We start from the raw sequence: 24,309 nt of genomic DNA, 5'->3' as shown, positions 1-24,309 counted from the left end.
TGCAATGGTCAGAACGTTCTCAAGTACTCTTTTCTTCGACCGGTACGTGCATACGATCACGGTTGGCCAGCGTCGGGAACAGCTTGATCCACACCCCGGTTACCACCAAAGTGCCAACCCCGCCCATCACCACCGCAGGCACGGTGCCAAACCAGTGGGCGGTAATCCCGGATTCGAATTCGCCCAATTGATTGGACGCACCGATAAACAGGCCATTGACCGCACTCACCCGCCCGCGCATTTCATCTGGCGTTTCCAACTGCACGAACGACGCACGGATCACCATGCTGATCATGTCTGCCGCGCCCAGTACCACCAGCACCGCCAGTGAAAACCAGAACGAAGTCGACAGGCCGAAGGCAATGGTTGCCACCCCGAACACGCCGACGGCGGTGAACATTACGCGGCCCACCTGGCGGTCTACCGAAAAGCGCGCCAGCCACAGTGACATCAGCAATGCGCCCACGGCCGGGGCCGACCGCAGCAGGCCCAGGCCCCAGGCACCGGTCAGCAGGATGTCCTTGGCGAACACCGGCAACAGCGCGGTGGCGCCGCCCAGCAGCACGGCAAACAGGTCCAGGGAGATGGCGCCGAGAATGTCCGGGCGGCTGCGGATAAAGCGAATACCGGCCAGCAGCGAGTCCATCGTGGCCTTGGCTTTGTTCAGTGGGGTCTGGCGGGCGGGCAAGTTCAGGGTCAGCACGCAGGCAATCAGGTACAACGCCACGGTGGGACCGTACACCCACACACTGCCAAACGCATAAAGCAGGCCGCCCAGGGCCGGTGCGACGATGGTTGCCAGTTGCTGGGCCGATTGCGAGGCGGCCACGGCGCGGGGGAACAGCGCGCTGGGCACGATGCTCGGCAACAGCGCCTGGGTGGTAGGCATTTCAAACGAACGTGCGGCGCCCAGCAGGAAGGCGAGGATAAAGATCATCTCGCGGGTCACGTTGCCGGTCAGGCCGCCGATGGCCAGGGACAAGGCAATGAGTGCCTGTAACGTCTGGCAGATAGCGGCGACCCGGCGCCGTTCATAGCGGTCAGCCACGTGACCGGTGTGCAGCATGAACAGTACGCGCGGTATGAATTCCACCAGGCCGACCAGGCCCAGGTCCAGGACGTTGCCGGTCAGCTGGTAGAGGTTCCAGCCAATTGCCACAGTGAGCATCTGGAAGCCGCTGGCCGTGAAGATCCGCGCCAGCCAGAACGCGATGAAAGGGCGGTGGTGACGTAACAGCAACGCAGGTTCACTGGGCATCGGCAATCAGGTCGGCAACGGGAGAATGGCGAGATTAGCATCAAGCTGTAACAAATAGTTGCAAGAACTGAGCTGAGGCAAGCTGTCACGCGGCAAAAGACCACACAGTCCTACGGCAAAAATGGGACTACTCTTTCAACGATGCTTGATCCAGATCAAAACCTGCCCCGGGATTGTTCTGGTGGCCGAAAGGCCAAATTCCCCACGCGATGGGTAATAAAAGAAACGAATTGAAATTCGCCACACTCCATATCCGTGGGGGCAGTGGGTGCAGGCTCCCAGCCAGCAGCCGGTATTACCTGACAGAGGAAGACTTATGTTCGGTTTGGAGGCGCTAGATCTCGCCCGAATTCAATTCGCGTTCACCATCTCATTCCACATCCTGTTCCCGGCGATCACCATCGGCCTGGCCAGTTACCTTGCGGTGCTGGAGGGCTTGTGGCTCAAGACCCACAACGACACCTACCGTGACCTCTATCATTTCTGGTCGAAGATCTTTGCCGTCAACTTCGGCATGGGTGTGGTATCGGGCCTGGTCATGGCCTACCAGTTCGGCACCAACTGGAGCCGCTTCTCGGACTTCGCCGGCTCTGTCACCGGGCCGTTGCTGACGTACGAAGTGCTCACGGCCTTCTTCCTCGAGGCTGGTTTCCTGGGCGTGATGTTGTTTGGCTGGAACAAAGTGGGGCGCAAGCTGCACTTTTTTGCCACGGTGATGGTGGCCGTGGGTACGTTGATCTCCACGTTCTGGATTCTTGCCTCCAACAGCTGGATGCAGACGCCCCAGGGTTTTGAAATCATCGATGGCCGCGTGATCCCGACCGACTGGCTGGCAGTGATCTTCAACCCGTCGTTCCCCTACCGCCTGATGCACATGGCCACGGCTGCTTTTGTTGCCACGGCGTTCTTCGTCGGCTCGTCGGCGGCCTGGCATTTGCTGCGCGGCAAGGACAACCCGGCGATCCGCAAAATGCTTTCGATGGCGATGTGGATGGCGCTGATCGTTGCGCCCATCCAGGCGGTGATCGGCGACTTCCATGGCCTTAATACCCTCAAGCATCAGCCGGCCAAAATCGCCGCGATTGAAGGCCACTGGGAAAATATCGGCAACGAGCCCACGCCGTTGATCCTGTTCGGCTGGCCGGACATGAAAGCCGAGAAAACCAAGTACGCGGTCGAGATTCCGTACCTGGGCAGCCTGATCCTGACTCACTCCCTGGACAAGCAGGTGCCGGCGCTCAAGGAGTTCCCGCCTGAAGACCGCCCCAACTCCACCGTTGTGTTCTGGTCGTTCCGGGTCATGGTCGGCCTGGGGTTCCTGATGATCTTCACCGGTCTGTTCAGCCTGTGGCTGCGCCGGGGCGACAAGATGTACACGTCCAAACCGTTCCTGTACCTGGCGTTGTGGATGGGCCCGTCTGGCCTGATTGCGATTCTTGCCGGCTGGTTCACCACCGAAATCGGTCGCCAGCCCTGGGTGGTCTACGGGTTGATGCGCACGGCGGATGCCTCCTCCGGGCATAGCCTGACGCAGATGACCATTACCCTGGTGTTGTTCGTGGTGGTGTACTTCGCGCTGTTCGGTGCGGGCCTGGGCTACATGATGCGCCTGGTGCGCAAAGGCCCCGTGACCCACGACAGTACCGAGCCGGCCCACGGTGGCCCTGGCCAGAAACGCACCCCGGCGCGTCCGTTGTCTGCTGCCGACGACGGCAGTGATAACGACCACGACCACATCCAGCACAAGGGGAATTGAGATGGGTATTGATCTTCCGCTGATCTGGGCCGTGATCATCATCTTCGGCATCATGATGTACGTGGTCATGGACGGCTTCGACCTGGGGATCGGCATTCTTTTTCCGTTTATCCCGGGCAAAGTCGACCGTGACGTGATGATGAACACCGTGGCGCCCGTATGGGACGGCAACGAAACCTGGCTGGTACTCGGCGGCGCGGCGTTGTTCGGCGCGTTCCCGCTGGCCTATTCGGTGGTGCTGTCGGCGCTGTACCTGCCGCTGATCTTGATGCTGATCGGGCTGATCTTCCGCGGCGTGGCCTTTGAGTTCCGCTTCAAGGCCAAGGACCACAAGCGTCACCTGTGGGACAAGGCGTTTATTGGCGGCTCGCTGGCGGCGACTTTCTTCCAGGGGGTGGCGTTGGGCGCCTTTATCGACGGTATTCCGGTGGTGGATCGCCAGTTCGCCGGCGGCTCACTGGACTGGCTCACACCCTTCACGATGTTCTGCGGCGTGGCGCTGATCGTGGCGTATGCCTTGCTCGGCTGCACCTGGCTGATCATGAAGACCGAAGGCAAGTTGCAGGAGCAGATGCACAACCTGGCGCGGCCATTGGCCTTCGTGGTGTTGGCGGTGATCGGCATCGTCAGCATCTGGACGCCGCTGACCCACCCGGAAATCGCGTCGCGCTGGTTCACCTTGCCGAACCTGTTCTGGTTCCTGCCGGTGCCGATCCTGGTGCTGGTTACCATGTACGGGCTGATCCGCGCCGTGGCACGTAATGCGCACTACACGCCGTTCCTGTTGACGCTGGTGCTGATTTTCCTCGGCTACAGTGGCCTGGGGATCAGCCTGTGGCCGAACATCATCCCGCCGTCCGTGTCGATCTGGGATGCCGCCGCGCCGCCGCAAAGCCAGGGCTTCATGCTGGTGGGCACGTTGTTCATCATCCCGTTCATCCTGGGCTACACCTTCTGGAGCTACTACGTGTTCCGCGGCAAGGTCACCCACGAAGACGGCTATCACTAGGAGGATTGAAACATGTCCAAACCTTCGTTGCACGAAATCGAACAGGCCGAGAAGCAGCCATTGTGGCGGCGCCTGGGATGGCTGGCGATGATCTGGACCGGCAGCGTGCTGGCCCTGTTCGTGGTGGCCAGCCTGATGCGCATGTTCATGAATGCGGCAGGCCTGAGCACGCACTGATACTCCTACGAAAAAGCCCTGCTTTTCTTGATCGAAAAGCAGGGCTTTTTTATTTACGCGCCTTGAGGATCACGAACTTGGGCGTGGCCGCTACTTGCTCGACACCACGGAACAGCCGCGCCAGCTTGCTGTGGTAGCCCAGGTGACGATTCCCGACGATGTACAAGGCGCCACCGACCACCAGTGCTTCGCGTGCCTGCTGGAACATACGCCAGGCGAGGAAGTCACCGACCACTTGTTGTTGGTGGAACGGCGGGTTGCACAGCACCACGTCCAGCGATTGCGCCTCCTGGCCGGCCAGGCCATCGTCGGCACGTACGCTGACGTCCCGTTCACCCAAGGCGGCTTGCCAGTTTTCGGCGGCCGATTGCACTGCCATATACGACTCATCCACCAAGGTGTAGTGCGCGTCGGGGTTTTGCAGGGCGCTGGCAATCGCCAGTACGCCGTTGCCGCAGCCCAGGTCCGCCACGCGGGCGCTGCCCAGGCTTTTTGGCAGATGCGGCAGGAAGGCACGGGTGCCGATGTCCAGGCCTTCGCGGCAAAACACGTTGGCGTGGTTACACAACTCGATGACCGGCGCATCCAGGGTATAGCGGGTCGGGTAGGGCGAGACCGCGGCAGGGCGCTGCTCGACGCTGGCGATCAGCAACCGTGCCTTTTTGACCGCCAATGAGGCGTGCATGGGCCCGATGTAACGCTCCAGCAATTCACCTGCGGCCCGGGGCAAATGCTTGACCATCGCACCTGCGATCACCTCGGCGCCGGGCGCCAGTTGCCCTTGCAGGCGGATCAGTTGTTCTTCCAGCAACGCCAGGGTTTTCGGCACGCGGATCAACACGCGATCGAACGGCCCGGTCGCGAGCTGGCTAGCCGGTATGAAGGGCACGGCATCGAAGGGCTTGCCGTTGCGCACCAGGTTTTTTTCCAGGCCCTGGGCGGCGAGGAACGAATCGCCGCTGGAGGTTACCTGTACCTGGCCCTGAAGGCTGGCCGCCAGGGCGCCGAAGCTGTCATTGAGGACCAGCACGCGGGTGGCGGCAGTGGGCTGTTGCGCGGCGAGGTGGCTGAGCAGGTATTCGTCGGCGGCATCGAAGGCTTGCAGCGGATCATTGTGTTGCTCTGGCTGACGAATCAGGTCGAGCTGGGCGAAAGGGCTGTCAAGCAGGGGCATGGCGGGGCAAGGCTCTGGGTAATCAGACGGACCGTCTGAGTGAACGGCGGGGGCCACGCGAAGCGCACCCTCAACACTCAGAATTGGCCGTAAATATTACGTTTTTTTCAACGCGATGACATGCGGTGTTTTGCGTGGGCTAAAACAGCCCGGCTTTAGCGGCACGCAGCACCGCCTGGATCTTGTTATGCACGCCCAGCTTCTTGAAGGTACTGCTGATATGAAAGCCCACGGTGCGCTCGGACAGGCAAAGAATCGCGGCAATCTCGGAGGCGGTCTTGCCCATCGCGGACCACTTGAGTATTTCTGTTTCCCGGGCAGTCAATTTGCTGGGCGCTTTGATCTCGGGTGCGTTGGCGTACTTGCGCGCGACCACCGCATGCATCACATGGCAAAGCCACAACACCTGGGCGGTTTTTTCGTAGAGCTCTGCAGGGGTGACCTTGCCCTTGCTGCGAACCAGGGTCAGCATGCTGAACACCCCCTGGAAATCATGCACGGGTTGGGTCCAGCCGAAATGCACTCCGCATGCCTGGGCCAACTCCCACAGCTGGGGGGCGTCAGCAAAGGTTTTTTGCTCCCAGAGAATGGGCAGTACCGAAGTTTTACAGTGGGTTACAACGGGGTCTACATCGAAGAAGTGTGCTTTTTTATAAATACTGAGCCATTCATTTGGATAGTTATTGAATAAAATTGGTTTTGTAGGGGGGTATTGTGATTGGGTGCTCATGGTAAAGGAGCAATATTCGAAGCCTAGTTCATAGGTGTGGTTTATCACCATCTCAAACACACTGGTGATTTCACTCTCGCCGTCCAGCTTAGGTAGCCGGGTATTATGCCAATTGACCATCGGTGACTCTCCATAGGTGTCTATGTAACCTGGGTACGTCCTGATCTCCCAATGCAGCTCGAAAAGAAGTGTAGGGTAAGTCCTACAACTGAGTTTAAAAAAAATTTTATCTACAGGGCTCGTTTAGTTCGCCGGTTTTGTACAAGACTCGAAGTTTTGTATAGGAGCGCTTGGCAGGGGCTTTTTTTTCAATGTTTTGAAGGTGGTATCAAAATGATGTCGCTGTAAGTGCCGTTGCTTCTAGTGAGGTATTCGGGGCACGTTAATAGCCAAATAGTTAGTTCCGGAGTGGAGTGCATGGTTGACCCCGTGATGGGCAAAAAACGTGCAGCCCAGCTGAGTGTGCTTTGAGCGATTGCAAAGCCAGTACCAATCATCGGTGTTTGCGCGGGCTGTTTTGAGGGACACTAAAGGCCTGTGCAAAACGGAGCCCCCCATGACGGCCAGTGCTGAGAAATTTACCCGCCAGACCCTGCTCGATGTGCAATCGCTGACCCCCAGCCTGTTCACCCTGCGCACCACCCGCGATGCCGGTTTTCGTTTTACCGCCGGCCAGTTCGTGCGCCTGGGCGTTACCAAGGCGGATGGCAGCACCGTCTGGCGTGCCTATTCCATCGTGTCTTCGCCGTTTGACGAGCATCTGGATTTCTTTTCCATCGTGGTCCCCGGTGGTGAGTTCACCAGTGAACTGAGCCGTCTGAAGGTGGGCGATACCTTGCTGGTAGAGCGCCAGGCTACGGGTTTTCTGACTCTCAACCGCTTTGTCGACGGGCGCGACCTGTGGTTGCTGGGAACCGGTACGGGCGTCGCGCCGTTCCTGTCGATCCTGCAGGACTTCGAAGTCTGGGAAAAATTCGAGCGCATCATCCTGGTGTACAGCGCCCGGGAAGCCAAGGAACTGGCCTACCAGTCGCTGATCGACACACTGGGTGAGCGCGAGTACCTGGCCGAGTACGCCCACAAGCTCACCTACATTCCTATCGTCACCCGCGAGCAGCATCCGGGCGCGTTGAATGGGCGTATTACGGCCTTGATCGAAAATGGCGAATTGGAGCGGGCCGCCGGCGTGGAGCTGACGGCGCAGGATTCGCGCGTACTGATTTGCGGCAACCCGCAGATGGTCGATGACACGCGCCAGTTGCTCAAGCAGCGGGACATGCAACTGAGCCTGAGCCGACGGCCTGGCCAGGTGGCGGTAGAAAATTATTGGTAGAAAAAAGGCGCCTTGCGAGGCGCCTTTTTTGCATCCGCCGGTTAAAGCGGCTTGTTGTTCTGTGCCTTGAGCAGATCGCGGATCTCGCCCAGCAGCACTTCTTCCTTGCTCGGCGTCGGCGGCAGGCTTGGGGCCACGGCTTCTTCGCGCTTCAGACGGTTGATCGCCTTCACGCCCATGAAGATTGCAAACGCGACGATCACAAAGTCGATGATGCTCTGGATGAACTTGCCGTAGGCCAGGACAACAGCGGGGACATCGCCCTGTGCTGCCTTGAGCGTGACGGCCAGATCGGCAAAGTCCACACCACCGATCAGCAGGCCGATGGGAGGCATTATCACGTCGCCTACAAATGAGGAAACAATCTTGCCGAAGGCAGCACCGATGATGATACCGACGGCCATGTCGACCACATTACCTTTGACCGCGAAGGCCTTGAACTCACTGATCACGCCCATAGGTTATTCCTTGTTACAGTTGAGGAGGGTGGAGGTCAGTGTAATTCAGTCGAACAGCGCTTGCTCGACACAACTGTTAACACTGTCGGTTTTTATCGACACATCAAATCGCAAATAGTTTGCAAAGTGCCATCAATCGCGCGCGAATTAGCCGCTATTTCAGCGGGTTACCAGATTTTTTTCTTAATCGGGTCTGTGGTGTTTTTCTATTTATCTTCTGACTCGCAGGTCACTAGCCTCTGGCAAGCACAACTGAATGTGCATTAAAAAAACCAGAGGAAACCTCGATGAATACTCCAATCAGCCGCAGGCCCGTGTCGGCGCGCCATGCGCTGGCACTGGTAACCGCCAGCCTGCTTTCCCTCTCTGTGCAAGCCGCCAACCTGACCCGCGATAACGGGGCCAACGTCGGTGATAACCAGAACTCCCAGACCGCCGGCGCCAATGGCCCGGTGTTGCTGCAGGATGTGCAACTGATCCAGAAGCTGCAGCGCTTCGACCGCGAACGCATCCCGGAGCGCGTGGTGCACGCACGCGGCACGGGCGCCCATGGCACCTTCACCGTGACCGACAACCTCAGCGACCTGACCAAGGCCAAAGTGTTCGCCGCCGGTGAAACCACGCCGGTGTTCGTGCGCTTCTCGGCGGTGGTGCATGGCAACCACTCCCCGGAAACCCTGCGGGACCCACGGGGCTTCGCCACCAAGTTCTATACCGCCGAAGGTAACTGGGACCTGGTCGGTAATAACTTCCCAACGTTCTTTATTCGCGATGCCATCAAGTTCCCGGACATGGTCCATGCCTTTAAACCGGACCCGCGCACTAACCTGGACGATGACTCGCGCCGTTTCGACTTCTTCTCCCATGTTCCAGAGTCCACTCGTACACTGACCGAGTTGTACTCGGACTCCGGCACCCCCGCCAGTTACCGCGAAATGGACGGCAATGGCGTACATGCCTACAAGTTGATTAACACTAAAGGTGAAGTGCACTACGTCAAGTTTCATTGGAAGAGCCTGCAGGGCATCAAGAACCTTGATCCCAAGCAAGTTACCGAAGTACAAGGGCGTGACTACAGCCATATGACCAATGATCTGGTCACGCACATCAACAAAGGCGACTTCCCTAAGTGGGACCTGTATGTGCAGGTGCTCAAGCCTGAAGACCTGGCCAAGTTTGATTTCGACCCACTGGATGCCACCAAGATCTGGCCGAATGTGCCCGAGCGCAAAGTCGGGCAAATGGTGCTGAACCGCAACCCGGCCAATGTGTTCCAGGAAACCGAGCAAGTCGCGATGGCCCCGGCCAACCTGGTACCGGGTATCGAGCCGTCGGAAGACCGCTTGCTGCAGGGGCGGGTGTTCTCCTACGCCGATACGCAGATGTACCGCCTGGGCGCGAACGCCCTGCAGTTGCCGATCAACGCTCCACGGGTCACCGTCAACAACGGCAACCAGGATGGCGCGATGAACTTTGGCAAGACCACCACCGGTGTGAATTACCAGCCAAGCCGCCTGTTGCCGCGCGAAGAGCCGCAAGCCGCACGCTACAGCCAGGCGCCGCTGTCGGGCAGCACCCAGCAGGCCAAGATCCAGCGTGAGCAGAACTTCAAGCAGGCCGGTGACCTGTACCGTTCCTACACCAAGAAAGAGCGCGAAGACCTGATCAACAACTTCGGCGGCTCATTGGCCACCACCGATGACGAGAGCAAGCACATCATCCTGTCGTTCCTCTACAAGGCCGATCCCGAGTACGGCACTGGCGTGGCCAAGGTCGCCAAGGGCGACCTGGCTCGCGTAAAGGCGCTGGCGGAAAAACTGACTGACTGATTCGTTGGTTATGGTCGGCGCCTTCACGGGCGTCGACCTTTGGCAGGAGAACACCCTATGCGCATCACTATCGGTTTACTGATGGCCATGCTGGCCTTCGCTGCCCATGCCGAGTCCCCCGACCCGGTGGCGCTCAAGGCACAGTTGCAGGACTACTATTTCGACGCCGCCCGTCGTGGCGACCTCGACATGCTCAACACCTTCATAGAGTCCGGCTACGGCCTCAATGCCCAGGATGACAAGGGCTACACCGCATTGATCCTGGCTGCTTATCACGGCCAGGGCCCGTATGTGGAGCGTCTGCTCGATGCCGGCGCCGACGCCTGCGTGCAGGATAAACGCGGTAACACAGCGTTGATGGGCGCCATCTTCAAAGGTGAGCTGAAAATCGCCCAGCGCCTGTTGGCCACCGACTGCAACCCCGACCAACGCAACGGCGCAGGGCAGACCGCCGCCATGTACGCCGGGTTGTTCAAGCGCGTCGAGTTGCTGGGCGCGCTGCAAGCCAAAGGCGCCGACCTGAACGCCGAAGACCCCGTAGGTAACAGCGCTTCACGTTTGGCTAATGGCGAAATCCGGACCCCAGCGTCGCGCTGAGCTATCATCGCGGTTTTTCGGTTGGAGGTTCTCATATGGCAAAGGCCAAGCGCATGTACGGCTGCACAGAGTGCGGCGCGACCTTTCCCAAATGGGCGGGCCAGTGCTCCGAATGCGGCGCGTGGAACACCCTGACTGAAACCATGATCGAGAGCGGCGGTGCCGCGGCCCCCACCGGTCGTGCCGGCTGGACCGGGCAACAGGCGCAGATCAAGACCCTGGCCGAAGTCAGCGTCGAAGAGATCCCGCGCTTTTCCACCGCCTCCGGCGAGTTGGACCGGGTGCTGGGCGGTGGCCTGGTGGACGGCTCGGTGGTATTGATTGGCGGTGACCCGGGCATCGGCAAGTCCACGATCCTGCTGCAAACCCTGTGCAGCATCGCCAGCCGCATGCCTGCGTTGTATGTCACCGGCGAAGAGTCCCAGCAGCAAGTGGCCATGCGTGCCCGGCGCCTGGGCTTGCCCCAGGACCAACTGCGGGTCATGACCGAAACCTGCATCGAAAGCATCATCGCCACGGCGCGCATCGAAAAGCCCAAGGTCATGGTTATCGACTCGATCCAGACGATTTTCACTGAACAACTGCAATCGGCACCCGGCGGTGTGTCCCAGGTGCGCGAAAGCGCGGCGCTGTTGGTGCGTTACGCCAAGCAGAGCGGCACGGCGATCTTCCTGGTCGGCCACGTGACCAAGGAAGGCGCACTGGCCGGGCCACGGGTGTTGGAACACATGGTCGACACCGTGTTGTATTTCGAAGGGGAATCCGACGGTCGCCTGCGCTTGCTGCGAGCGGTGAAGAACCGTTTTGGCGCCGTCAACGAACTGGGGGTGTTCGCCATGACCGACCGGGGGCTGAAAGAAGTCTCGAACCCCTCGGCGATTTTTCTCACCCGCGCTCAGGAAGAAGTCCCAGGCAGTGTGGTGATGGCCACCTGGGAAGGCACCCGGCCGATGCTGGTGGAAGTCCAGGCGTTGGTGGATGACAGCCATTTGGCCAACCCCCGCCGGGTCACGCTGGGGCTGGACCAGAACCGCCTGGCGATGCTGCTGGCGGTGCTGCACCGGCATGGCGGCATTCCGACCCACGACCAGGATGTGTTCCTCAACGTGGTGGGCGGGGTCAAGGTGTTGGAGACCGCGTCCGACCTGGCGTTGATGGCGGCGGTGATGTCCAGCCTGCGTAATCGGCCGTTGCCCCATGACTTGCTGGTGTTTGGGGAGGTGGGGTTGTCGGGCGAAGTGCGCCCGGTGCCGAGTGGGCAGGAGCGGTTGAAGGAAGCGGCCAAGCATGGCTTCAAACGGGCGATTGTGCCCAAGGGCAATGCGCCGAAGGAGGCGCCGTCGGGGTTGCAGATTATTGCTGTGACGCGGCTGGAGCAGGCGTTGGATGCCCTGTTCGAATAATCCGCAACACTGCTGAACACCTGTGGGAGCTGGCTTGCCTGCGATAGCGGCGGGTCAGCTTACCCATCCTTGTCTGATACACCGCCATCGCAGGCAAGCCAGCTCCCACCCTTGATTCATGTTGGCGGCTAGAGCTCCAGCAGGGCGCCCAACTCGCGCTCCAGTTCTTGCTCATCACCCAGGTTCAACTCAACGAACCTACGCAAATGGCTGATCGAGTCCAGATCAATGTGCTTGCACACAAAGCCCAATTGGCCCTGATCTTCATGGGTCAGCCGCGCTTGCATCTTTATATGCGTCTTCTGTTCCAGGCGTATGTCGACGTCAAAGGGCAGCGCTTTATTCCCCTTCCAGTCGTCAGGCCGTTCCACCAGCAATCCCTTGAGTGACAGATCCACCAGTTTCACCGGCCATTCGCTGCCGTTTTGCCGAAGTTCGGCCGTGGCATCAAAGGCGATTCGGCGAAAACGGCGACGTTCAGACGCATGTTCGGTCATGGTATAGCCCTCTGTGAATGGGAGGAGTGTAGCCCGGGGCCATCAAGGGGCGTTTATTTCGGCTTTTTTTAACGGTTGAAGGCTCTAGACCAACGTAGGGGGCTGGTCTTTAAGGCCAGTAGCGCTAAACTCGGGCTGGCTGTCCTTTCTGTCCACCCTGGCTGGAATATAAAAATGAAAAATAATAATAGCCTGCTACGCCACTTACCCTGGCTGGTGCTGGCAATTGTAGGCGCGTGCGCCCTGGGCGTAGTGGCCTTGCGCCGCGGCGAGGCGATCAACGCCTTGTGGATTGTGGTCGCTGCGGTGGCCATCTACCTGGTTGCGTACCGTTACTACAGTCTGTTCATCGCCAACAACGTGATGCAACTCGATCCACGGCGGGCAACCCCTGCGGTGGTCAACAACGATGGTCTGGACTACGTGCCGACCAACAAACACATTCTTTTCGGTCACCACTTTGCAGCGATTGCCGGTGCAGGCCCGTTGGTGGGCCCGGTGCTGGCGGCGCAAATGGGCTATCTGCCCGGTACCCTGTGGCTGATTGCCGGGGTGGTGCTGGCCGGTGCGGTGCAAGACTTCATGGTCCTGTTCCTGTCCACCCGTCGCAACGGCCGTTCCCTGGGGGATATGGTGCGCGAAGAGATGGGCCGCATTCCCGGGACCATCGCGCTGTTCGGCTGCTTCCTGATCATGATCATCATCCTCGCGGTGCTGGCGCTGATCGTGGTCAAAGCCCTGGCCGAGAGCCCATGGGGCATCTTCACGGTGATGGCGACCATCCCGATCGCGATGTTCATGGGCATCTACATGCGCTACATCCGCCCGGGCCGCATCGGTGAAATCTCGATCATCGGCGTGCTGTTGCTGCTCGGTTCGATCTGGCTGGGCGGGCAGATTGCCGCTGATCCGGTGTGGGCCAAGGCGTTCACCTTCACCGGTATCCAGATCACCTGGATGCTGATCGGCTACGGTTTCGTGGCCGCTGTGCTGCCGGTGTGGCTGATTCTGGCGCCCCGCGACTACCTGTCGACGTTCCTGAAAATCGGCACCATCATCGCCCTGGCGATTGGCATCCTGATCACCATGCCTGATCTGAAAATGCCGGCACTCACCCAGTTCATCGACGGCACCGGCCCGGTGTGGAAGGGCGGCCTGTTCCCGTTCCTGTTCATCACCATTGCCTGTGGCGCGGTCTCGGGCTTCCATGCGCTGATCTCCTCGGGCACCACGCCCAAGTTGCTCGCCAGTGAGAGCCATGCCCGTTACATCGGTTACGGCGGCATGTTGATGGAATCGTTCGTGGCCATCATGGCAATGGTTGCCGCTTCGGTGATCGAGCCTGGCGTGTACTTCGCCATGAACAGCCCGGCTGCCATCGTCGGCACCGACGTGGTCACCGTGGCGCAAACCGTCAGCAGCTGGGGCTTTGCCATTACGCCTGAGGCGTTGTCGGCCGTTGCCCACGATATCGGTGAAACCACCATCCTGGCGCGTGCCGGCGGTGCGCCGACCCTGGCGGTAGGTATCGCGCAGATCCTGCACAGCGTGCTGCCGGGTGAAAACACCATGGCGTTCTGGTACCACTTTGCGATCTTGTTCGAAGCGCTGTTTATCCTCACGGCGGTGGACGCCGGTACCCGTGCCGGTCGCTTCATGCTGCAGGACCTGCTGGGTTCGTTCGTGCCTGCGCTCAAACGCACCGAGTCCTGGACCGCCAACCTGATTGCCACGGCCGGTTGCGTGGCCATGTGGGGCTACTTGCTGTACCAAGGCGTGATCGACCCGCTGGGTGGCATCAACACCTTGTGGCCGCTGTTCGGTATCTCCAACCAGATGCTGGCCGGTATCGCGCTGATGCTGGCGACCGTTGTGCTGATCAAGATGAAGCGCCAGCGCTACATCTGGGTGACCATGTTGCCAGCGGTGTGGCTGTTGATCTGCACCACCACGGCAGGCTTCATCAAGCTGTTCGACGCCAACCCGGCGATCGGCTTCCTGTCGCTGGCCAAGAAATACAGCGATGCCCTGGCTAACGGCCAGATCCTCGCCCCGGCCAAGAGCATCGACCAGATGCAGCACGTGATCTGGAACGCTTACACCAACGCAACGCTGACGGCGCTGTTCCTGTTCGTGGTGTTCAGCATCCTGTTCTATGCGCTCAAAGTCGGCGTCGCCGCCTGGGGTAACAAAGAACGTACAGATAAAGAAGCCCCGTTCCAGGCTGTACCGGACGCGTAAACGAGGATTGCAAGCATGTTCAATGACATCAGTCGCCTCGGTAAATACCTCGGTCAGGCCGCCCGCCTGATGGTCGGCATGCCCGACTACGACACCTACGTCGAGCATATGCAAACCAAACACCCGGACAAGCCGGTGATGGACTACAAGGCGTTCTTCCGGGAACGCCAGGAAGCCCGTTATGGCGGCAAGGGTGGGCCCAAGTGCTGCTGACCCGGTAACGCGGGCCAATGCGATATCCCTGTGGGAGCAGGGCTTTCTGTGGGAACTGGCTTGCCTGCGATAGCATCACCTCGGTCTGACGCAAGCACCGAGTTGTCTGCATCGCAGGCAAGCCAGCTCCCACAGGGGCCTTTGCTCCCACATTTGTTTCTGTGTTTCCTCAAGGAGAATCTCTTTGTCCTCTCCCATCCCCGTCACCATCCTCAGCGGCTTTCTCGGCGCCGGCAAGACCACCTTGCTGCGCCACCTGCTCAAAGCCGAGCACGGCTTGAAAATCGCCGTGATCGAAAACGAATTCAGTGACGCCGGTATCGACACCCAACTGCTGGGCGACGAGCCGGTGCAAGTGATGACCCTGTCCAACGGCTGCGTGTGCTGCACCATCCACACCGACCTGACCAAAGCCCTGTACCTGCTGCTGGAACGCCTGGACAGCGGCGAGATCGCCTTCGACCGGCTGGTGATCGAATGCACCGGCCTGGCCGACCCGGCGCCGGTGGCCCAGACGTTCTTCATCGACGAAGAACTGCGCGAGCGTTATATCCTCGACGGCATCATCACCTTGGTGGATGCGGCCCACGCCGAGCATCACCTGACCCAGACCATCGCCCAGGCCCAGATCGGCTTTGCCGACCGCTTGCTGGTGAGCAAACGCGACTTGGTAGACGACGCCAGCTTCGACGCCCTCAGCCAGCGCCTCACCCGCATCAACCGCCGTGCGCCGATTCGCGTAGTGGACCACGGCAAGATTGATTTGGCCGAGCTGCTGGACGTACGCGGCTTCAACCTCAATGCCGGCATGAGCCTGCGCCCGGTCAGTGCAGCGCCTTCGGTGGACCGTATTTCCAGCCTGGTGCTACGCACCGACCAGCCGCTGGATATCGACCGTCTCAGCGAGTTCATGAACGAACTGCTGGAAGACCATGGCAAGCAACTGCTGCGTTACAAAGGCGTGTTGAACATTGCCGGGGAGGATCGACGCATGGTGTTCCAGGGCGTGCTGAAGCTGTATGGCTTCGACTGGGATACCGAATGGGCCGAGGGCGAGGCGCGGGAGAGTGTGATCGTGTTTATTGCCGATGAGCTGCCCGAAGACAAGATTCGCCAAGGCTTTGAGCGGGTCTACCAATAACCCGGGCTTGTAATGCAAACAAATGTGGGAGCTGGCTTGCCTGCGATAGCGGTTTTCAGTCAGCCCATCAGTGACTGACCCACCGCCATCGCAGGCAAGCCAGCTCCCACACTTGACCCTGTTTCAAATTGAAATCGGCATAAAAAAGCCCGGCTCATGAGCCGGGCTTCTTATTCACGCAACTGCCATCAAGCGCCGTATACCGGCAGCTTCTTGCAGATGGCCTTGACCTTCTCACGTACCGCGTCGATCACGGCTTCGTTGTTCAGGTCGGCCAGGATGTCGCAGATCCAGCCCGCCAGTTCCTTGCACTCGGCTTCCTTGAAGCCACGGGTGGTCACTGCCGGGGTGCCGAAGCGCAGGCCGGAGGTGACGAACGGCGAACGTGGGTCGTTCGGCACGGAGTTCTTGTTCACGGTGATGAAGGCTTTGCCCAGGGCAGCGTCAGCATCTTTACCGGAAATGTCCTGCTTGATCAGCGACAGCAGGAACAGATGGTTTTCAGTACCGCCGGACACCACGTCAAAGCCGCGCTCGATGAACACGCTGGCCATGGTCTTGGCGTTCTTGACCACTTGTTGCTGGTAGGTCTTGAACTCAGGCTGCAGTGCTTCCTTGAAGCAGATCGCCTTGGCCGCGATCACGTGCTCCAGCGGGCCGCCTTGGGCGCCCGGGAAAACGGCGGAGTTGAGCTTCTTCTCGATCTCGGCGTTGGCACGCGCCAGGATCAGGCCGCCACGTGGACCGCGCAGGGTCTTGTGGGTCGTGGTGGTGACCACGTCGGCGTAAGGCACTGGGTTGGGGTAAACGCCCGCAGCCACCAGACCGGCCACGTGGGCCATGTCGACGAACAGGTAGGCACCGACCTTGTCGGCGATTTCACGGAAGCGTGGGAAGTCGAGGATCTGCGAGTAGGCAGAGAAACCGGCCACGATCATTTTTGGCTTGTGCTCGACCGCCAGGCGCTCGACTTCGTCGTAGTCGATCAGGCCGTTGGCATCGATACCGTACTGAACGGCGTTGTACAGCTTGCCGGAGGACGAAACCGTGGCGCCGTGGGTCAGGTGACCGCCGTGGGCCAGGCTCATGCCCAGGATGGTGTCGCCGCCTTGCAGCAGGGCCAGGTACACGGCGCTGTTGGCTTGGGAACCGGCGTGTGGCTGGACGTTGGCGTAATCGGCGCCGAACAGCTCTTTTGCACGGTCGATGGCCAACTGCTCAACCACGTCGACGTACTCGCAACCACCGTAGTAGCGCTTGCCTGGGTAGCCTTCGGCGTACTTGTTGGTCAGAACCGAACCTTGAGCCTCCATCACCGCAGGGCTGGTGTAGTTTTCCGAAGCGATCAGCTCAATGTGCTCTTCCTGGCGCACGGCTTCTTGCTCCATGGCGGCGAAGAGATCGGCGTCGTACTTGGCAATAGTCAAATCACGGCTGAACATGGCGGTCCTCAAGGATCGGGGGCAGAAAAGGAGGGCATTCTAACCCAATGGGTTTTAGATGGCATATGAAAGGACATCATGTCGCGGACAAGTGGTTTTCACTCAGCCCCTGATCGTTCCCACGCTCTGCGCGGGAATGCATCCCGTGGCGCTCTGCGTCACATTTAAAAGCGGACGCAGAGCGTCCAGAATTGCGTTCCCACGCGGAGCGTGGGAACGATCAGGGACGGCACTTTCAGTCAAACATGAACAGCGCATCATTACTGAACTGCACTTCAAACCGATTCGCCGGCATTGGCCGCCCGAACAGGTAACCCTGCACCTCATCACAGCCATGCTCACGCAGGAAGTCCAACTGCTCATGGGTTTCCACCCCTTCGGCAATCACCGCCAGGTTCAGGCTGTGGGCCATGGCAATGATCGCCCGGGCAATCTGTGCGTCCTGCTCACCCGAGGGCAGGCCGTCGACGAAGGTGCGGTCGATCTTCAGCACATCGATGGGGAATTGCTTGAGGTAGTTGAGCGACGAATAACCGGTGCCGAAGTCATCCACCGCGATGCTCAGGCCCAGGTTTTTAAGGCTGGCGAGGATCTGCAGGGCTTCGTTGACTTCACGCATCAGGATACTTTCGGTCAGTTCCAGCTCCAGGCACGCCGGTGGCAGGCCGGTGTCCTTGAGGATGGTGGCGATGCGCGTGCCCAACTGGCCGTCGGAGAACTGCCGCGCCGAGATGTTCACTGAGACTTTCGGCACGCGCACCTTGTTCTGGTGCCAGGTCTTGAGCTGGCGGCAGGCTTCGCCGATTACCCAGTCGCCCACATCCACCACCAGCCCGAGCTCTTCCAGCACCGGGATAAAGTCCCCGGGCGGTACCAGGCCACGGCGGGGGTGGCGCCAGCGCAGCAGGGCTTCGGCGCCGGTCAGGCGTTTGCCGTCGCCGCTGAATTGCGGCTGGTAATAGAGCACGAATTCGTTCTGGTCCAAGGCGTGGCGCAGGTCGCTTTCCAGTTCCAGGCGCTCCAGGGCGCTGGCGTTCATGTCGGCCTGGTAGAACTGGAAGTTGTTCTTGCCGCGCTCTTTAGCGTGATACATCGCCGTGTCGGCGTTTTTCATCAATTGGCTTAGCTCGTTGCCGTCTTGCGGGCTCAGGGCGATGCCGATGCTGGCGGTCACGAAGAATTCGCGGCCCTCCAGCACAAAAGGTTTGACCAGGCTGGCGAGGATCTGCTCGGCCACATGAATGGCGCGGTTCAGCGCCATGTCGCGGCTGACCCGTGGTTGCAAGAGCAAGGTGAATTCGTCGCCGCCCATGCGCGCCACGGTGTCGTCCTCGGCCACGCAGCCGAGCAGGCGCGTGGCCATTTCCTTGAGCATGCGGTCGCCGGCCGCGTGGCCGAGGGAGTCGTTGATCGGCTTGAAGCGGTCAAGGTCGAGGAACATCAGCACCACCCACGACTTCTGCCGTTCGGCGGACTGCAACGCGGTGTGCAGGCGGTCCTGGAACAGGGTGCGGTTGGGCAGGTGGGTCAGGGCGTCGTAGTAGGCCAGGCGGTGGATGCGCTGCTCACTGGCCTTGCGCTCGCTGATATCGCTGAAGAAACACACGTAACTGGCCAGGTCGCCTTCGTCGTCGAACACCGCGGTAATGCCGACCCAGGCCGGGTAATGCTCGCCATTGAGACGCTTGAGCCACACCTCGCCTTCCCAGGTGCTGTGCTGGTGCAATTGCTTGAGCACATAACGCAGATGGGCTTCCTGCTGCTCATCGACGGTGAGCATATTGGGCAACTGGTCGAGCACATCGCTCACCGCATAGCCGCTGACCCGGCTGAACGCCTCGTTGGCTTGCACGATATAACCGGCCGGGTCGGTGATCAGGATCGCCGAGGTGGAATGCTCGAATACCGTGGCCGCCATGCGCAGGTCTTTTTCGGCGCGGCGTTGCTGGCTGATATCGCGGCCCACGCCGAGGATGCCTTCAAACGCGCCATGTTCATCCCACACCAGCACCAGGCGCAGTTCTATCGGCACCTTGCGCCCGTCGGCGCGCAGGCAGTCGAACAGAAACAGTTGGGTCTGCAGTTCATCGCGCAAGGTGTTCAAGGCGTCGGGGTTGCCGAGGGCGCGGCTGACCTGTTCCATCAGGCTATAGATGCCGGTCAACTGCTGAGGGTTGGCAACGATCGACTGCCAGCCGTTCTTGAACACCCAGTCCACGTCATAGCCCAGGACGGTGTTGACCGAGGGGCTGATGTAGTTGAGGGCCAGTTGGCTGTCGGTGGAGCAGATCACGTCGCTGATGCTTTCGGCCAGCATCCGGTAGCGCTGTTCACTGTCGCGCAGCGATTCACTGGCCTCGATCTGGTCGGTAATGTCCTTGGCCACGCCGATGATCCGGGTGACCACCGTAGACGTATCGCGGGCCAGGGCCTGTTCGCGGATATCGAAGCGGCGCCACTGGTTATTGCGGTGACGAAAGCGCAGTTGGCAGTGCAATTGGGTCGTATAGCCGACCTGGCGTTGTTGTTGGCGCGCGTCATGGTAGTGCTCGGCGTCTTCGGGGTGCAGCAGGATTTCCCAGAAGTACTCACCCATTTGCTGCAACTCGGCTTTGTTGTAGCCCAGGGTGTGACCCAAATGATGGTTGCTGAAAATCATGCGCTGGCTGATCACGTCTTGCACATACAGGTGGTCGGGCACGGTGCGCACCACATCCGACCAGAAGCTTTCACGCTCCACCAGCGACAACTCGATCAGCTTGCGGCTGGTGATGTCGCTGATGCTGAGAATCACGGCCTTGACGTCATCCTGCTGCTCCGGCAAACGCATCACCAGCCACAGGTACTGTTCGTTGCCGGCCACGTCGTTGAGCTGGATTTCCAGCTCCAGCTGTTTTTGCCGGGTCAGTACGGCTTCCAGCACCTGATAGCCGATGGACGTGGCATTGCGCGGGCAGTCATCGATCAGGCGTTCCCACGCCTGCTCGCAGGACGCGACGTTGAGCAGGCGCACGGCCATCTGGTTGACCTCGGTGACGCGCAACTCCTTGAGCAGTTGTTTGCGCTCCGTGGGGTTGGCCTGCAACCAGGCGTGCAACTGCTCACGGCTTTGCACCTGGGTCTTGTTGCAAAACGCCTTGAGCCCCGACAGGTCCAACACGCACAACGCGACGCCGGTGCCTTCGAAGATGTCCTGGTAGCGTCGCCGGCCTTCGTTCACCTGGCGTTGGCGGCGGCGCATGTTGAGCAGCACGATCACCGGGATCAGCGAGAACGCCAGGCCCAGCAGGCACTTGCCGATAAAGGCGGGCAGTAGTTGTTCCAATACCGCGCTGCGGTCAAACATGCCGCGCAGTTGCCAATCGCTTTTGCTCAACGGCGTGACCAGCACGCTGCGGTTCAATTCTTCCGGTGTCAGGGCGCCGGACCACTGCGCCAGCATGCCGCTGTCACGGCTGACCACACGATGGTTCAGGCTGTTCTCGATTGCCCACATCGGGCGCTGGCCCTGGACATCCTGGCGTGTGAGGTTGGCCAGATAATTGGGCGCCAGGCGCAAGGCCCAGTACACCTTGGAGCCACCGCTGGGTTGGTGCAGCAACAGATAGATGACCGTGCCGTCATTATCATTGCTCAGGTAGTAGGACTGGGCGTGACTGCGCTTGACCAGGTCTTCGAGCAGGGCACTGTCTTGGCTGCCTTCGGCAGTGTCGCTGATCAGTGCGCCGCTGGGGGCGAGCAGGGCGAAGCTGCGCAGGTCCGGTAATGAGCGCTGCAGCGTGCGCATCAGGGCCTGCTGCTGTTCGGCATTGCGCGGCGGCTCGACAATCGGCAACAGGTTCAGGGCGATCTGTGCACTCAGGGCCATGTTCTGGCTGATCTGCTCGGCCAGGTCGGCGCTGTAGTCGATGGTGTATTGCTGTTGGTTTTTCTGGTTTTGCTGCAATTGGTCCAGCAGTTGCCAGAACAACAGGGCGAGCAACAGCAGGACAAGCGTCGCCAACGCGCCTTTCAAGGTGCCGTGCAGGGGCGCTCCCGGCGCAATATGAGCGGCGCGCAAGGGCGTGGGCGGCGTGACGTTGGACAAACTGTGATCCTGCGGTTTGGCTGGACTGGCGCGCGACGTGCACTATAAGCCGGACGCCCGAAGGGCGGCTAGCATGCCTTGAGTTGTGGCAAAGTGCCAGTCCTGCCTGGCTGGACTGCCCCAGCGCATTCAGGTAGCTTTGCCGGTTACGCGGGGGCGTTCCAGCCCCAGACATTCAGGCTTTTTTTGCTCGCTGGCATTGATGATAGTCAAAGGCCCGCGCGGCGCATGGCCTGGCACTGGCTTCGTCCGCTTAATTCATCAGTCACTGACGCTAGGTTCACCATGGCTCAATACGTCTTCACCATGCATCGGCTGGGAAAAGTTGTTCCGCCGAAGCGGGAAATCCTGAAAAACATTTCGCTGTCCTTCTTCCCAGGCGCCAAGATCGGCGTGCTCGGCCTCAACGGTTCGGGTAAGTCCACCCTGCTGAAAATCATGGCGGGCGTCGACACCGAGTTCGAAGGCGAAGCGCGTCCGATGCCGGACCTGAACATCGGTTACCTGCCGCAAGAGCCGATCCTGGACCCGACCAAGACCGTGCGCGAAGTGGTCGAAGAAGCCGTCAGCGTGATCAAGGACGCCCAGGCCCGCCTTGATGAGGTGTACGCCGCCTACGCCGAACCGGATGCCGACTTCGACAAGCTGGCTGCCGAACAGGCCAAGCTCGAAGCGATCCTGCAGGCGGGCGATGGCCACAACCTGGAGCGCCAACTGGAAGTCGCCGCCGATGCGCTGCGCCTGCCAGCCTGGGACGCCAAGGTCGAGCACCTGTCCGGTGGTGAGAAGCGTCGTGTGGCCCTGTGCCGCCTGCTGCTGTCGGCCCCTGACATGCTGCTGCTCGACGAACCGACCAACCACCTGGACGCCGATTCCGTCGCCTGGCTAGAGCACTTCCTGCACGATTTCCCGGGCACCGTAGTTGCGATCACGCACGACCGTTACTTCCTGGACAACGTCGCCGGCTGGATCCTCGAACTCGACCGCGGCGCCGGTATCCCTTACGAGGGCAACTACTCCGGTTGGCTGGAAGCCAAGTCCGACCGTCTGGCCGCCGAATCCAAGCAGCAATCGGCCCACGAAAAAGCCATGAAGGAAGAACTGGAGTGGGTGCGCAAAGGCGCCAAGGCCCGCCAGTCCAAATCCAAGGCCCGTCTGCAACGCTTTGAAGAAATGCAGTCGCAGGAATTCCAGAAGCGCAGCGAAACCAACGAGATCTACATCCCGGCCGGTCCGCGCCTGGGTGACAAGGTCATCGAGTTCAAGAACGTGACCAAAGGCTATGGCGACCGCGTGCTGATCGACAACCTGTCGTTCGCCATGCCAAAAGGCGCGATCGTCGGCGTTATTGGTGGTAACGGTGCGGGTAAATCCACACTGTTCCGCATGCTGATGGGCAAGGAAACCCCGGACTCCGGCAGCATCGAGATCGGTGACACCGTGCAACTGGCCTGTGTGGACCAGAGCCGCGACGACCTCGACGGCAGCAAGACTGTGTTCCAGCAGATCTCCGACGGTTCCGACCAGATCCGTATCGGCAACTATGAAATCCCGTCGCGCACCTACGTCGGCCGTTTCAACTTCAAGGGCGGCGACCAGCAGAAGTTCGTCAAGGACCTGTCCGGTGGTGAGCGCGGTCGCTTGCACCTGGCCCTGACCCTGAAAGAGGGCGGCAACGTGTTGCTGCTCGACGAACCGTCCAACGACCTCGACGTTGAAACCCTGCGTTCCCTGGAAGAAGCCCTGTTGGACTTCCCGGGCGCCGCCATTGTGATCTCTCACGATCGGTGGTTCCTTGACCGCGTCGCGACCCACATCCTGGCGTACGAAGATGACTCCCAGGCGGTGTTCTTCGAAGGCAACTACACCGAGTACGAAGCCGACCGCAAGAAGCGCTTGGGTGAGGCCGCTGCCCAGCCGCACCGCGTACGCCACAAAAAGCTGGCCTGATGCTGCAATAGCCGCTACAGCCTGTTGAAAAAATACCCCTCACGCAGGGGTATTTTTTTGCCCGCGTTATGCCGGAAGCGTCGTGGGCGCCAGCGTTGGGCGGCTGCGCAGCAATTCTTCGACCACCCCCATAAACGCCTCGACCAACAATGAGCGTGACGGTGAGCGCGTGAGTATCAGCAGGTGTACCCAGGCTTCGGGGTCTGCCAAGGGGCGGTAGACCACGCCTTCCCTGGCCAGGGTGCGGGTGCACTGGGGCACGAGCGAGACACCTTGGCCTGCCGCCACCAGGGCGATGATCGAGGTGATCTGGCGCCCAGCAGGGCCCGGGCGCAGCGCCAGGCCGCGGCGTTGATACAGGTGCTCGATGGAGCCGTTGAGGCCCGAACCGTAGTCGCTGGGGAACAGAATCAACGGGTACTCACTGAGCTGGGCGAGGGTGACTTCGTCCTGGTCCGCCAGCGGGTTGTCGCTGCAAAGCGCCGCCACCAGCGGTTCTTGCCCCAAGGACAAAGCCTCGACGCCGGTTTGCCCGGCCTCCGGCAGCAGGCGGCTCATGCCGATGTCGATGCGCCCGTCCAGCACGTGCGTGTGCAGGCTGCCGGAAGCGCTCTCCACCAGGGTCAGTTGCACATCGGGAAAACGCTGGGCGAAGGCTTGCAGGGTTTGGCTGAAGAGTTCCGACAACGCGATTGAGCTGGCATAGCCTACGACCAGTTGGCCGGTCGAGCCGGCAGCCAGCTTGGCGGCGATGTCTTGCGCAAGCCTGGCGTGCTCCAGCGCTGCGCGGGCATACGGCAAAAAGTGCTGGCCTTGGGCGGTCAGTGTGACCGTGCGACTGGTGCGGTCGAACAGGCGAAAGCCAAGCTCGGTTTCCAGGGCCGAAATCTGCCGCGTCAGGGGCGGCTGGGCAAGGTGCAGGCGCTGGGCTGCGCGGCCGAAGTGCAGCTCTTCGGCGACCGTCAGGAAGTACCGTAACTTGCGTAGATCAAGCATGCTGTTTCCTGGGTATTG

At 60.4% G+C, this 24,309-nt stretch carries 19 protein-coding genes; 11 read left to right on the top strand and 8 right to left on the bottom strand.

Features of this window, described 5'->3' with window-relative positions; all coding sequences use genetic code 11:
* Positions 1-19: 19 nt before the first annotated feature.
* Positions 20-1,258: an MFS transporter gene (locus tag AB4P90_RS25015; protein ID WP_058410077.1), complete on the bottom strand. Its 1,239-nt coding sequence runs from the start codon at positions 1,256-1,258 to the stop codon at positions 20-22.
* Between the two features lie 316 nt (positions 1,259-1,574).
* Between AB4P90_RS25015 and AB4P90_RS25010 the strand changes: the two genes are divergently transcribed.
* The 3 genes from AB4P90_RS25010 to AB4P90_RS25000 are packed head-to-tail and all read left to right on the top strand — an operon-like array spanning position 1,575 to position 4,200.
* Positions 1,575-3,014 carry a cytochrome ubiquinol oxidase subunit I gene (locus AB4P90_RS25010; protein ID WP_020301750.1) on the top strand — a complete coding sequence of 480 codons (1,440 nt, stop codon included), beginning with the start codon at positions 1,575-1,577 and terminating at the stop codon, positions 3,012-3,014.
* Position 3,015: 1 nt separating this feature from the next.
* Entirely contained in the window at positions 3,016-4,023 is a 1,008-nt protein-coding gene (gene cydB / locus AB4P90_RS25005; RefSeq protein ID WP_014720024.1) for a cytochrome d ubiquinol oxidase subunit II, read from the top strand.
* A gap of 12 nt (positions 4,024-4,035) precedes the next feature.
* Positions 4,036-4,200, top strand: coding sequence for a DUF2474 domain-containing protein (locus tag AB4P90_RS25000; protein WP_003194328.1), 165 nt, complete (start codon positions 4,036-4,038; stop codon positions 4,198-4,200).
* 49 nt (positions 4,201-4,249) lie between these two features.
* Here the strand turns inward: AB4P90_RS25000 and AB4P90_RS24995 are convergent, their stop codons facing one another.
* Together AB4P90_RS24995 and AB4P90_RS24990 are read right to left on the bottom strand one after the other, a co-directional pair.
* Complete coding sequence (locus tag AB4P90_RS24995; protein WP_014720022.1) at positions 4,250-5,374, bottom strand: class I SAM-dependent methyltransferase; 1,125 nt, start codon at positions 5,372-5,374, stop codon at positions 4,250-4,252.
* 139 nt (positions 5,375-5,513) lie between these two features.
* Entirely contained in the window at positions 5,514-6,224 is a 711-nt protein-coding gene (locus tag AB4P90_RS24990) for a LuxR family transcriptional regulator (protein WP_060768002.1), read from the bottom strand.
* A gap of 436 nt (positions 6,225-6,660) precedes the next feature.
* Between AB4P90_RS24990 and AB4P90_RS24985 the strand changes: the two genes are divergently transcribed.
* Positions 6,661-7,437 (top strand): ferredoxin--NADP reductase, encoded by a 777-nt coding sequence (locus tag AB4P90_RS24985; protein WP_019818025.1) that lies wholly within the window; start codon positions 6,661-6,663, stop codon positions 7,435-7,437.
* A 41-nt stretch (positions 7,438-7,478) separates the two neighbouring features.
* Here the strand turns inward: AB4P90_RS24985 and mscL are convergent, their stop codons facing one another.
* A complete protein-coding gene (gene mscL, locus AB4P90_RS24980) occupies positions 7,479-7,895 on the bottom strand; it encodes a large-conductance mechanosensitive channel protein MscL (RefSeq protein WP_019818024.1) in 417 nt (138 codons plus the stop codon).
* Between the two features lie 287 nt (positions 7,896-8,182).
* Here mscL and katB point away from each other — a divergent pair, with 287 nt between their 5' ends.
* From katB to radA, 3 genes are read left to right on the top strand one after another with little or no spacing between them, the layout of a single operon-like run.
* Positions 8,183-9,724 (top strand): catalase KatB, encoded by a 1,542-nt coding sequence (katB, locus tag AB4P90_RS24975; protein WP_020301753.1) that lies wholly within the window; start codon positions 8,183-8,185, stop codon positions 9,722-9,724.
* Positions 9,725-9,781: 57 nt separating this feature from the next.
* Positions 9,782-10,321, top strand: a complete 540-nt coding sequence (locus tag AB4P90_RS24970) for an ankyrin repeat domain-containing protein (RefSeq protein ID WP_014720017.1) — start codon at positions 9,782-9,784, stop codon at positions 10,319-10,321.
* A gap of 35 nt (positions 10,322-10,356) precedes the next feature.
* Positions 10,357-11,724 (top strand): DNA repair protein RadA, encoded by a 1,368-nt coding sequence (gene radA / locus AB4P90_RS24965; RefSeq protein ID WP_019818022.1) that lies wholly within the window; start codon positions 10,357-10,359, stop codon positions 11,722-11,724.
* 128 nt (positions 11,725-11,852) lie between these two features.
* Here the strand turns inward: radA and AB4P90_RS24960 are convergent, their stop codons facing one another.
* Positions 11,853-12,221, bottom strand: coding sequence for a PilZ domain-containing protein (locus AB4P90_RS24960; RefSeq protein WP_020301754.1), 369 nt, complete (start codon positions 12,219-12,221; stop codon positions 11,853-11,855).
* A gap of 174 nt (positions 12,222-12,395) precedes the next feature.
* Here AB4P90_RS24960 and AB4P90_RS24955 point away from each other — a divergent pair, with 174 nt between their 5' ends.
* The 3 genes from AB4P90_RS24955 to yjiA all read left to right on the top strand — a co-directional run bounded on the left by AB4P90_RS24955 (position 12,396) and on the right by yjiA (position 15,816).
* On the top strand, positions 12,396-14,462 hold the full coding sequence (locus AB4P90_RS24955) for a carbon starvation CstA family protein (protein ID WP_014720014.1): 2,067 nt from the start codon (positions 12,396-12,398) through the stop codon (positions 14,460-14,462).
* A 15-nt stretch (positions 14,463-14,477) separates the two neighbouring features.
* Positions 14,478-14,675 (top strand): YbdD/YjiX family protein, encoded by a 198-nt coding sequence (locus AB4P90_RS24950; RefSeq protein ID WP_003194308.1) that lies wholly within the window; start codon positions 14,478-14,480, stop codon positions 14,673-14,675.
* 184 nt (positions 14,676-14,859) lie between these two features.
* Positions 14,860-15,816, top strand: a complete 957-nt coding sequence (gene yjiA / locus AB4P90_RS24945; RefSeq protein WP_014720013.1) for a GTPase — start codon at positions 14,860-14,862, stop codon at positions 15,814-15,816.
* A 188-nt stretch (positions 15,817-16,004) separates the two neighbouring features.
* Here the strand turns inward: yjiA and glyA are convergent, their stop codons facing one another.
* Both glyA and AB4P90_RS24935 read right to left on the bottom strand, forming a co-directional pair.
* Positions 16,005-17,258: a serine hydroxymethyltransferase gene (gene glyA, locus AB4P90_RS24940; RefSeq protein WP_003194304.1), complete on the bottom strand. Its 1,254-nt coding sequence runs from the start codon at positions 17,256-17,258 to the stop codon at positions 16,005-16,007.
* A 235-nt stretch (positions 17,259-17,493) separates the two neighbouring features.
* Positions 17,494-21,345: an EAL domain-containing protein gene (locus AB4P90_RS24935; RefSeq protein ID WP_395605450.1), complete on the bottom strand. Its 3,852-nt coding sequence runs from the start codon at positions 21,343-21,345 to the stop codon at positions 17,494-17,496.
* 285 nt (positions 21,346-21,630) lie between these two features.
* On the opposite strand from AB4P90_RS24935, the gene ettA reads away from it, so the two are divergent.
* Positions 21,631-23,295 carry an energy-dependent translational throttle protein EttA gene (gene ettA, locus AB4P90_RS24930; protein ID WP_014720011.1) on the top strand — a complete coding sequence of 555 codons (1,665 nt, stop codon included), beginning with the start codon at positions 21,631-21,633 and terminating at the stop codon, positions 23,293-23,295.
* Between the two features lie 66 nt (positions 23,296-23,361).
* On the opposite strand, the gene AB4P90_RS24925 is transcribed toward ettA, so the two are convergent.
* Entirely contained in the window at positions 23,362-24,291 is a 930-nt protein-coding gene (locus AB4P90_RS24925; RefSeq protein ID WP_336827039.1) for a LysR family transcriptional regulator, read from the bottom strand.
* Positions 24,292-24,309 lie beyond the last annotated feature (18 nt).

It is taken from the genome of Pseudomonas sp. B16120 (assembly GCF_044218845.1).
GTDB classification, from domain to species: domain Bacteria; phylum Pseudomonadota; class Gammaproteobacteria; order Pseudomonadales; family Pseudomonadaceae; genus Aquipseudomonas; species Aquipseudomonas paracarnis.
The sequence above is the reverse complement of the archived record's forward strand: the minus strand, read 5'-3'. Positions and strand labels throughout refer to the sequence as shown.